Origin of the sequence: Bifidobacterium criceti, from assembly GCF_002286935.1 — a bacterium.
In the GTDB taxonomy this organism is placed as follows: domain Bacteria; phylum Actinomycetota; class Actinomycetes; order Actinomycetales; family Bifidobacteriaceae; genus Bifidobacterium; species Bifidobacterium criceti.
The window spans coordinates 30,807-42,634 of sequence record NZ_MVOH01000002.1 but is presented as its reverse complement, the minus strand read 5'-3'; the positions used below and the strand labels follow the sequence as shown (position 1 = coordinate 42,634).

Annotated in this window: 8 protein-coding genes; all 8 read left to right on the top strand. The window is 59.8% G+C overall.

Translation table 11 applies throughout. The features are described 5' to 3' along the window. Positions 1-5: 5 nt before the first annotated feature. The 8 genes from B1526_RS08940 to eccCa all read left to right on the top strand — a co-directional run bounded on the left by B1526_RS08940 (position 6) and on the right by eccCa (position 11,807). Positions 6-1,574 (top strand): hypothetical protein, encoded by a 1,569-nt coding sequence (locus tag B1526_RS08940; RefSeq protein WP_133088388.1) that lies wholly within the window; start codon positions 6-8, stop codon positions 1,572-1,574. Between the two features lie 44 nt (positions 1,575-1,618). Further along, positions 1,619-2,071, top strand: coding sequence for a hypothetical protein (locus tag B1526_RS00520; protein ID WP_095614188.1), 453 nt, complete (start codon positions 1,619-1,621; stop codon positions 2,069-2,071). A gap of 55 nt (positions 2,072-2,126) precedes the next feature. Continuing rightward, positions 2,127-3,449 carry a hypothetical protein gene (locus B1526_RS09205; protein WP_201260111.1) on the top strand — a complete coding sequence of 441 codons (1,323 nt, stop codon included), beginning with the start codon at positions 2,127-2,129 and terminating at the stop codon, positions 3,447-3,449. 46 nt (positions 3,450-3,495) lie between these two features. Next, entirely contained in the window at positions 3,496-4,923 is a 1,428-nt protein-coding gene (locus B1526_RS00510) for a hypothetical protein (protein ID WP_133088386.1), read from the top strand. A 46-nt stretch (positions 4,924-4,969) separates the two neighbouring features. Next, positions 4,970-5,383: a hypothetical protein gene (locus B1526_RS00505; protein WP_095614186.1), complete on the top strand. Its 414-nt coding sequence runs from the start codon at positions 4,970-4,972 to the stop codon at positions 5,381-5,383. Between the two features lie 93 nt (positions 5,384-5,476). Next, a complete protein-coding gene (locus B1526_RS09035) occupies positions 5,477-6,547 on the top strand; it encodes a hypothetical protein (protein WP_157908653.1) in 1,071 nt (356 codons plus the stop codon). After that, on the top strand, positions 6,544-7,863 hold the full coding sequence (locus tag B1526_RS00500; RefSeq protein ID WP_157908652.1) for an FHA domain-containing protein: 1,320 nt from the start codon (positions 6,544-6,546) through the stop codon (positions 7,861-7,863). The genes B1526_RS09035 and B1526_RS00500 overlap by 4 nt, the downstream gene beginning before the upstream one ends. Beyond that, positions 7,860-11,807: a type VII secretion protein EccCa gene (gene eccCa / locus B1526_RS00495; protein ID WP_235606952.1), complete on the top strand. Its 3,948-nt coding sequence runs from the start codon at positions 7,860-7,862 to the stop codon at positions 11,805-11,807. The genes B1526_RS00500 and eccCa overlap by 4 nt, the downstream gene beginning before the upstream one ends. Positions 11,808-11,828: the final 21 nt, after the last annotated feature.

The following is an 11,828-nucleotide window of genomic DNA, read 5'->3' as shown; positions in this document are numbered from 1 at the left end:
GGAGCATGATGTTAGAGTTTGGTGAAGCGTCGGTGGGGTCATACGAGGGTCGGCTTGCGAGAATTGCGCAAACTGATCATTGGGATGAAGATGATATCGTCGACAATGTGAAAAATTGTCAGGCAATGTTGCTGGTGCTGCGGGAGAGGATTGATAACATGTGTTCATGGATGATGCAGCCTGGGGTGTTTAAGTGTGCTGCGCAGAGTGGGATGTATAAAACGGCGATGAAGATAAGGGATGTAATAGATGCAGGCCGTTCTAAAAATGAACTGTATGTGAAAAATATAAGACAAGCGATATGCGCATATAATAACGGTATAGATGAGGCTAATGCGGTTATGTTGCCGGGGGACCGGCTCAATGCAGCCCAGGAGCAACAGATTATGGATACTACTGAGCCATTGAATGTCGCGATACCGGGTCTGGGAACGTTGACGGGTGTCATGGGAATCGCCGGTGTGAATCTCATCTCTCAATTGATGTCCAGCCACCGTGAGGATAAGGCGAGAGAAAAGTATGAAAGTATACAGGAGAGCATTGGATATACAGATCCGAAAGCGCCTGAGGTGATTCCGGTTGTGGATATACCTCTTAATGTTAATATAGAAATAGATTGGTCTCGTTTTAATATCCCGCGAGGAGGGCAGGGAGGGTCCTCTTCCGATAATCCGCAATCTTGGGGAGGTGGCGCGGCGGCAGTTGCAGCCGCGGCGGCTGTGGGCGCAGGCGCAGTGGCGAGCCGTGGAGGACATACGAATGTCTCGGTGTCAGCTACTTCGGCGAATGCTTCCGGAGGCACGACGGGTGGCTCCGCCGCGGTGAGAGGGTCGCATGCAACTGGCGCGTCCGGAGGATCTGCCACGTCCGGATCGATGCAAGGCAGTGCCCACCGTACCAATGGTTCGACCGGATATGACGGACGCTATACAGGTGGCGTCAACGGTTCCAATGGTTCCAACGGCGACTACCAGTATGACGATGACAACTATCTGTATGAATGGGATGAGAACGGTACATACCGGTATGATCCCGACAAGAACGCATGGGTGCGCACCGATGCGAAAGGCGTCGACGTCGACAGCTACAGTACGCAAGGCGTATCGAATCTGTCTTCGGTCGCATCCGGCACCGGTGTAGCGGCCACCGGTGCCGCCGCGGCGGGCATCGCAGGACGCGCAGGAGCAATGTCCTCGGCTATGGCCGGCTCCACCATGGGCGCCGCAGGTATGGGTGGCAGTCTGGGGTCAGTAGGTGCCGCCGGTGGTGTCGGTTCGTTCTATGCGAACAATCCGGTCACGGCCACAATCACACCAGCATCGTCAATCCGTGGCGCGCAAGGCCTTGCTGCGGGATTGCAGAACAACGCCGCAGCGACAAATGCCGCCACGGGCGCGAACGGACGCGCCAATCCCGCGATGATGGGTGGCACGGGGGCCGGTGGCGCCGGTGGTGACAAGAAGAAGAAACAACTGCTCGGTTATGTGGCGCCCGTCATCGAAGATGATGAGGAGTTCAGCCCGACACCGATCGGCAACATGGCGGGCCACCGCCGGACCGCCGAAGATGCATGACCGGTGGCGACCATTTCACCCACAACATGGAAGGAGCATGACCAATGGTGGATGAAATCAACATCGATCCGCAACAGGACCGCGAGATGGTGCGCAAACTGCAACATCTCAGCGAGGACATTGACCGTACGCGGAACGCGCGATGGCAGCCGGCTGCCCATACGTCGCCGGAGTTCTTCGGGCAGGATCTCGACGAGCAGATTCAACAGATGCATGAGAACTACCGGCAGTCGCGTGAGAACCTCAAGACGACACTGTCGAACTATGCGAAGGCACTTGAACAGATCATCGTCGACTTCGAGACGACCGAGCAGGATCAGCAGGCGGCAGTGGCCAAAGTCGCTTCGGCTGTGGATAGTCTGGCATTCAGCCTCGAGGTGCAGGCGAACGAGCATGCAATCAGCAACCAGCAGCAGTCTTCGGGAACATTGATGTCATCGATCGTGGACGTCCATGACACGATTCTCGACTTCATCGCCCAACAAGACCGGGCATAGGATCATTCAACTCGATGATCAACGGACCCTCACCGGAAGATAAGGAAGTGGCATAGTGGCAGACGTAATCAACATTGAATGCAGTGATCTGAAAGGGTTGCAGGCACAATACGGTTCGGCCTCACATGAATTCATGGCGACGACAGGCGCATTCAACCAGAATGAGGACCCGAATTTCGGCCTTGTGCTGCAGATGTTCCGTCCGATGTATATGTCGGCCAAGGAATGCACATCAGGGTACCTGAGCAATATCGGCCAGGTGCTCACCTATCTGCAGGGTGCGATCAACGGAGCCCAGCAGGACTTCACCAACAATGAGAACGCCATCATCGAGTATCTGAAAAGCATTCAAGACAAACTCGATGATATCGATGACAAGCTTGACGAGCTCGGAGACCCCCAGGGCGGCAATGGCGGTGCAGGCGGTACCGTCGGCGGTGGCGGCGGTGGATCCGTCGGCGGTGGCGTCTCCGGAGGATCAGGTGGAGGCGGCTACGCCGGCGGTGGCGCATCCGGCGGTGGTACAGGCCATGATGCGCAGGAAGACGACCGGTATGAAGGATCCGTGTCACAAGGCACCGGAACGATTGATGCGGATGCATCCGGAGCCGGTACGGCATCGGGAACACCGACGGCCAACGACAGTGCGGACATGGGAGCGGAGGACGGCTCCACTGGCGACGACCGCACAGCAGGCAGCGTCAATCCGGGTACAGGAACCATCCCACCCGATCGAGACGCATCCACTGCGGATGGTGGCGCCGGTACGGCACCCGGAACCGATGGCTCCACCAAGACAGACAGTGACGGGCTGACAGGCATGGACGGAACCGGAATCGACGGGCGTCCAGGCAATCCGCGCGACGGCATCAATACGATTGGGCTGGACGTCAGCGGTGACGCACAGGATGAATACTCGCTCAACCTCACCGATGGCAACACGCATGCGGTCATGGAGGCGGACGGTTCGATTCGCTTGAGTAAAACCGATACGGACACAACGGCGATACCGTTGCCAGACGGCATGCAGCCGAAGGACGCGTCCACCTTCACATTGGACGCAAACAATGACGGCATCAATGACCTCGCGATGACGCCGGACATGGCCGCTGATTCGCGGATCAGCGTCTATGAGGAAGGCGACAGCCAGTTCGCCGCAGTGGACTTCGATAATGACGGTGATTATGACGCTGTCATGCGCGTCGGCGAATCAGCCGCGGCACGGGCGCAGGCACAGCAGAACGCCATGGCGGCCGCATGGGAACAGATCGCCAGCAACGACCCCCTCGGACGCAGTCCCGAAGAGCTCCAGGCGCTCTTCCTTGACCGAGACATCACGCGCCTTCCTGAGCGCGAAGGCATCAGCACCGCAATCTGAACACACGATGCGGTAACGAGACATATACGGACAGAAGGACCATACCATGACATCCCCTGCATTGAGCACCAACGTATTGACGGCACGAGGCACCCAAGTGGCGACCGGCTCGTCAACATTGCGCAAACTCGTAGGCGACGCCAAAACCGTTTCCGAACTGAACGAGCGGATCCAATCCGGCATCCAACTCGGAGGTGCGATCATCTCGGCGGTCGACGGCATATTCGAAGGCCTGTTCGGCTACAGCCCAATCGATGAATGGATCAAGAAACCATTCAGCGGCGATTGGGATGCGATGACGACGACCGCCGAACGCTGGGACGCGCTCGCGGCCAATCTGACGCAGACCGCATCCGCCATCACAGCGGTCTCCAACGCCGTGGGGGATGGCACGAGCTGGAGTGGCAACGCATCCAACGAGTTCAAGAAAGACAACGATGTGCTCGCGAAGGCGATGCAAGCCGGCGTCGCGCCCTGCCAGGAAGGGGCGGAAGGTATGCGGAAGCTCGCCAAACTCGCCGAGGACACGTTCGACTTCATCATGAGTACATTGCAGGAGATCGCCAATCTGCTCGCAAGCGTATTGGCGGACATCTCGATTCCGGTGATCGGTTACTTCAAGGGGGCGTGGGACACCCATAAGGCGATTGACGCCGTCACGAACCTCATCACGACCGTTAGCGACCGACTCCAGCAGATGCTGGCAACGGCAAGGACCTTCGCCAACTGCCTTGCGCATTTCGGTACCGCGTATGACCAGTCGATGAGCGCACTGTCCGAATGCAACCTGACATCCGGAGCACCGCTGAGCGCTTCCACGCAGAACATGATCAAGGGTGCCGCGTTCATTACGAATCCGGGTGCCGGTCTCAAAGACGCGGTGTCAGGTTTTGGGAACGGCTTGGGCAAGTTTGGCGAAAAAGTCTGGGATGGCATCGAATGGGCCGGTGACACTCTCGTGGATGGCGGACAGCTCCTCGGCAATGGGTTGTTCGATGGCGCGCAGGGCGTTCAGCGTGCGCTTGGTGACGCACAGCAATGGGGCGGTAATGTCCTCTACGATGCTGGCCAAGCGGTATGGGACTGGGGCACCGATCGCGGACAGGACATTCGGCGCGGCTGGAACAACGTCACAACCGGAGCTGCCAATTTTGTGGATGACAGACTCTCGGACATGTTCGATGCCTTTGGGGGGCATGGGATAGCAGACAACCTTGATCAGCGCTCTGCGGACCGCACGGCGGCCAACGATGCCCGCAATGAAGCCAATTACCGCATCACCGATCAACGGCAGGAGAATCGGCGGGAGAGCGGCGATGCGTGGCAGAAGACCTACAACGAATTCTACGATCGTGGGCAGGATGCCATCGAGGACTTCGGGGATTCATTGCAAGAGGGTATCAACGATGCTCTGGACGGGACGCGGGGCCAGAGGAAGGAGGAATCCGGTGGCGCGGTCTTTGGCGCGCGCTGAGTCCCCACCGATAAGGCAACGACTGGCATAACGAGAGGAAACATAGATGGCATCCGTGGAATTCGAAGCATTCATGCAACAAATCGAACAAGCGCAGCAGGAACTCAAACAGGCACGTACGGAACTCGACAAACTCCACGCGGACAACCAGCCCCGTCTCGCCGAGCACCATGAGGAAGTCGTCAAGGCACGACGCGCCGGCCAGATGGGAAAAGCCTGGCAGACGCTGCAATCACGCATCGATTTGGGCAAGACCTGTGAGATGGACATCTTCAATGGCATCGACAAGTCGCCGGAGGCACGTGAAGTGAGAGCGGACCTCATCAAGAACATGACGAAGATCCGCGATGAGATCGACGCGATGGACCCAGAGGAAGAGACGAAACAGCATTACCGGCAGGCAATGGAGAGCATGGCAAAGCTCCAGGCGATGGAAGCCGGCATGCGTAAGGACGTCTGACACACTCCCATGTCAGTCTCCTCATTTTCACATCCGCGACAGGCGGTGCGGCAGGATGGCGTGCATCTGACCTTGCCCATCATCATGGGTCTTATGGCAGGTGCCGCCATCCTGCCATACTCGTTTCCGGCAATGGAGACGCGTGCGGCCATCGGCATCATAGGTGGCATTGTCGCAGGTCTCACGCTTGCGGCACTCGTCGCCGATGTCGCATGTCTTGGCTGCCTGAAACGGCATGAGCATAATGCCGCCGCATGGTACCTGAGTGCCGGCATCTGGTTTGCGATGTGCGCGGGCATTTGCGGGGCGGCACTCATCCCCACATCGCATCCAGCCATCATCGCCGTGTTCTGCATGGCCTGTACAGGAGGCATCGAAGCGGCAATCATGTCGACACGCGTCGCCCATCCGCAATTGATTGGCATGGTGCGCGTATGCATGATCGTGTTTCTGCTCGCGGCGCTCAGCTGCGCGACGGCGATCTGCCTCGATGTGCGCCCATCAATCCTTGCGGCGTTCGGCATCGCAATGGGCATGTGGGGCACGCAAATGATGGCCAACCTCGTCGTGCGCGTCCCTGACCGCTATCTCGTGCAGTGGCGCACATATATGACACGCCGTTGGACAGTACGCGGCAGCATCCCCGAAGATGCGCGCATGCTCACCGATGATGACGTGCACGAGGACATGCAACGGTTCCTCGCCCAATACACGGCAGGCACAATCTGCTGCACGGCATGCATCATCATGTCCTTCATCGCGCTCGCGGGATGTGCCGATTATTCGGCCGCCCTGGAACGTGTCACGTTCCTCACCGTAGGCATCGCAATCGTCCTGTACCTGGCGTTGAAACCGCGTCAATCCGGCCGTCCGTTCGAACGTTTCCTGCTGAGAGGCGCCGCGGTCGCATCATTGTGTGTGCTTGTGTCCCATATGCCGCAGGCGCTGCCACACATGGGGGCGCATATGGCGCTCGCGGTCATCGGCGTGTGTGCGGTGGTGGGACTTGCGTTGGGATTCGGCATGATTTCACAGAACAATGGGTTCTATTCGCTGGCATTGTCCCGGCTGGGGGACGGATGTTGCTTTGCGGCGCTGTGTCTTGCGCCGGTCGCGGCGTTCCTGTCCGCGGGACTCGTGGAATGGTTGAGAGGAGTCGTATGAGCGTCGTCATTGGTGCATCGTCCATACAACGGCAGGAGAAGACCTACGCGGTTGCATCGTGTGGCAAACAGATCGCGGCGAATTGGATCGACTTCGCTGTGCTCGTCGTCGCTGCGAGCACCACCCATCTGCTGAGCCATGATGCGATATTGACGGTCATCGTGTCCGTTGAGCTCGTATTGACGATGATGATCTGGGAAGGCGCGCGTGGTGAGACGGTCGGCAAGCTCATCACCGGCACGCGTACCGTGCGCGAGGAATGTGTGATGACACGCACCGGCGGTGTGCTGCCGGCCGGCATGTTGCTCATCGCGAAGAAATACGGCATGTTGCTGCTCTGCGCGTGCGCGGTCGGTGTTGGACTCATTGCGGAGATGTGCTCATCGGCGTTTTCGTCGAAGGCCGCGGTGCGCCGGGACTGGGCGGACGGCATCGCATCCCTCGTCCAAGTGGATATCGACCGCCCGTTGTTGCTCAACATCAGCACAGTGGGCTCGCCGCTTGACTCATCATTCGATGTCCTTTTCACGTCACGGACGCAAACGGATGCCGTGCCGGAACCGCGGATGGTACCGGAACAGCCTTCCCGGAGTCCGTCGGGTGAATGGCACTCGGAACGCATCGAACCGCCTGCAGCGCCGGCTCCGAACATAGAGACGTTGCCGTCCGCGCCCGCCGTTCCGGTGCCGCAGCCGCTTGCTGTGCCGGCTCCCGGAACGTCGGTGTCTGTTGCCGAGGTTTCCACCCCCGTTCCGGCCCCGGCGCCTGCGCCCGTGCCGGCCCCTGTGGCGTCGACACCTGCAATGCCAGCTCGGACACCACGTCGACAGGAGCGGATGCGGCATGCGGTGCCTCGCCCCGAAGTCGATCTGCCGGCGAGGCCATCTGCGGCACAACATCAGCAGCGACCACTCTCAGGAGGCATACATGTCGATCTCCCGCAACGACCGGTCGTGGATACGGTGCAGGAACGTGCGTTCATCATGTATCTTGAGGATGGTACACGGATAGGTCTGCCGACGCATGGGGCGATTGTCGTGGGCAGGAAACCGACTGCTGTGGAGGACGGCGACGGCACTGTCACGGTCAAGGACACGACGGGGACGATGTCGCGAAGCCATGCACGCATCGAAATCAACGATGGAACCATCTGGATCACCGATCTGGGCAGCCTCAACGGCACGTCGATCACCATCGACGGCGAGGAAAGACGACTGCAGCGGGACCATAGGGAACATGTGGAACCTGGTGCGCGCCTGTCATTCGGTGACATGACCGGCAGCATCATGGAAACGGCGCGAAGGAGGAGCGCGTGAGTGAGGAAATGAAATCGGACCGTCTGCAGGGGCCTGTGGCGCCGAAGGGGAGAATCGTGCTGCAGCCGCCGCCGGAACTCGAAGCGAGCGACGGCGTCAACACACTGCTGACATCAATGGTGCCGCTGCTCGGTTCCGTGAGCGCGATCGTCATGATGCTGATGACGAACGGCGGATTGACCGGCATACTTACTGGCGGCATGTTCATGCTGTCCTCGATGGGATTCGTCGTCGTCAACGGCGTGCGCCAACGCTCGCAACGTATGGCGAACCTCACCGCGTCACGGCGCGAATACCTCACCTATCTTGCGCAGACACGCAAGGCGGTGCGCACGTCGGCCTACCGTCAGCGCAGCGCAGCACTGTGGAACTCGCCGTCGCCGGAGGCGCTCGTGACGATCGCATGCGAGCCGGCACGGTGCTGGGAACGCATGCCCTCCGATGACGACTTCATGACATTGCGGGTGGGCACCCATGAAGAGGACCTGAGCGTCAAACTCGAATCCCCGGAAGTCTCGGCGCTCGCGCAGCTTGACCCGGTATCCGCATCCGCCGCGCACCGGTTCCTCATCGCACATGCGAAATTGCGCAATATGCCGTTCACTGTGGACATGCGACACTACAAGCGCATCGAGATGCTCGGTGACCCCGAGCAGGTGCAGCCATTGGTGCGCGCCCTGCTTGCGCAGGCCACGGTCTGGCATTCGCCCGAACATCTGAAAGTGGCCGTCCTCGCGACTGAGGACAGGATCGGTGCATGGGAGTGGGTGCGCATGCTGCCCCATGCCCGGACGGAAGGGGCGTATACCGACGGCGACTATGCGGGTGAGTCCGTTTCCTCACGGCGGTACATGGTCACGTCAAACGTGCATGACGTGGATGCACTCGTCGGGTCGGACATCACAAGCCGAAGCGTGTTCAGCACCGCGGACTATTCCTCCGAGCCGCATTTGCTGATCATCAATGACGGGTATGACGCCAGGACGCTTGGCGAACAGACACGTGTCTTCGACGAGGCCGGACTTGACGGCGTGACCGTCATCGATATGCCCGACGCATGGGATGACCTGACCGACGCGAACGTGCTGCGCATGCTGTTCTCGGAGACCATGGTCGAGCGGGGGCTCAACGTCGTCGAACAGACACTCGACGCGGGGATCATCCAACTGTCATCGACGGCGATGAAACATCCGCTCGAACTGCATGCGGACGCATTGAGCGAAGGTGAGGCGCGCGCCGTCGCGAGGCGGCTGTGTGACATGTCGCTCAATGAGGAGAGCGCAGGTTCGGATGTGGCGGCACCGTCGCGCAAGAAGAGCAACGACCTGCCGAGCCTGCTCGGCATCGCGGATCTCACGCATATCGACCTCGATGCGTTGTGGGCATACAGGACCGGTCGCACGCGCCTGAATGTGCCAATCGGTTTGTATGACGATACGTCGCCGGCGATGTTGGACATCAAGGAGATGGGCCAGCGCGGCATGGGCCCGCATGGTGTGCTCGTCGGTGCGACGGGTTCGGGCAAGTCGGAGGTGCTGCGCACGCTTGTGCTTTCGCTCGCGTTGAGCCATTCGCCCGACCAGCTCAATTTTGTGCTCATCGATTTCAAGGGTGGTGCGACGTTCGCTGGTATGGATGGCATGCCGCATATTTCGTCGATCATCACGAACCTTGGGCGTGAGGCGTCGCTCGTCGACCGTATGGAGGACGCGTTGGACGGTGAGATCAACCGTCGTCAGGAACTGCTGCGTGATGCCGGTAATCTGGCGAACATCACCGAATACGAGGAACTGCGCGTCAACGGCGGCCGGAGTGACCTCAAGCCGTTGCCGTCGCTCGTCGTGGTCGTGGATGAGTTCTCCGAGTTGATGAAGGCGAAGCCGGACATCGTACAGTCATTCGTGCGCATCGGCGCGGTGGGACGTTCGCTCGGCATCCATCTGCTCATCGCGTCGCAGCGTCTCGAGCAGGGCAAGTTGCGTGGTCTTGATGAGCATCTGTCGTACCGCATCGGTTTGAAGACGTTCTCGGCGAGCGAGTCGCGTGCGGTGCTTGGTGTGACGGATGCGTTCGAGTTGCCGAGCCTGCCGGGCATCGGGTATCTCAAGAAGCCGGATGGCACGATGTCGCGGTTCCGTGCGTCGTATGTATCAGGCGTACCGGATGGGCTCGATGGGGATATGACGACGTTCCAGTACGCCGTCGAGCAGATGCGCGGCAAAGGTACGTCGGCGCACCAGGTGTGGCTGCCGCCGTTGACGACACCGGATACGTTGGACAGGTTCATGCCGGATCTGCAGGTCGTGCAAGGCCTCGGTCTCATCTCCCCGTATTGGCGCACGAGGGGCGCGCTTGTCGCCCCGTGCGCGATCGAGGATAAGCCGCGCGAACAGAAGCGCGAGGTCATGGCGCTTGACTTCTCCGGAGCGGGCGGTCATATGGCGCTTGTCGGTGGTCCATTGAGCGGCAAGAGCATGATGCTGCGCACGATCGTCACCTCACTCGCGCTGACGCACACCCCACACGAGACGCAGTTCTATATCGTCGACTGCGGCGGTGGCTCCTTCACACCATTGCAGCGGCTCGCACACGTCAGTGGTGTCGCCGCCGGCAACGAGGAGGAGAAAGTGCGCCGAACAATCGCCGAGATTAGTGGCATCATCGCGAGTCGAGAGGTCTTCTTCAAGAAAGCAGGCATCGACGGCATCGAAACGTACCGTCGTCGACGTGCCGAAGGTGCGATCAATGACGGATTCGGTGACGTGTTCCTCATCATCGATGGGTGGGGCAATTTCCGCGCCGACTACGAGGAACTCGAACCGAAAGTGCAGCAAATCGTGGCACGTGGTCTCACTTATGGTGTGCACGTACTCCTCAGCGCGAACCGCTGGATGGAAATCCGGGCGAACATCGCGGATTCCGTCGGCACGAAACTTGAACTGCGGCTCGGCGAGCCGGGAGATTCCGTCATCGACCGCAAAGTCGCCCAGACGGTGCCGATGGGCATGGCCGGTCGTGGTGTAAGCCCCTCCGGACTGCATATGATGGGCGGTCTGCCGCGCATCGATGGCGGGGACGACCCAGCCACGGTCGGCGACGGCGTCGAAGACCTCATTGAGAAAGTCAACCGTGCATGGCAGGGCAAGCCCGGTCCGAAGCTGCGGCTGCTGCCGGAGATGCTGAAACACGAACAGCTGCTCGCGTACATGCAGCAGAACGAATCCTATAGGAAGATCATCGATGTACCAGGCAATTTTGTGCTCGGTATCAACGAGGATGCGCTTGCTCCGATCGGGTTCAACCTCAACACGTATCCGTTGTGCTATCTCTTCGGCGAATCAAAATCTGGAAAATCGTCGTTCCTGCGTCTCATCTGCAAGGAGATCGAACGCGAATACGCCGGCAATGAGGCGAAGATCTTCATGATTGACTACCGTCGTGCAAACCTCGCCCAGATTCCCCAGTCGCATCTTGCCGGCTACATCACATCGCCCGACGATGCGGCAGCGCAGATGCAGGAGCTTGCCGAATACCTCAAGACGCGTATGCCCGGCCCTGACCTGACGCCTGAGGAGCTGCGCACCCGTTCATGGTGGAAAGGTTCCGAAGTATACGTGCTGGTGGACGATTATGATCTCGTCTCCACGAACGCCGGCAACCCGTTGCGTCCGCTCGTGCCCTTCCTCGCGCAGGCGACCGATGTAGGACTGCATGTGATTCTCACACGCCGCACTGGTGGTGCGAGCCGTGCGATGTATGACCCGGTCATTCAGGCGTGCCAGGACTTGGGTATGCCGGGCATCATGCTGTCCGGCGATCCGAATGAGGGGCAGCTCATTGGCCGGTTCAAGCCGAAGCGTGCCGTTCCCGGGCGCGCGCAGATCGTCACGCGCGACGAAGGCCTGTTCATGGCCCAGCTCGCTTACACGCCGTTGCGTGACTGAGCAAGGACTGACGAACCTACT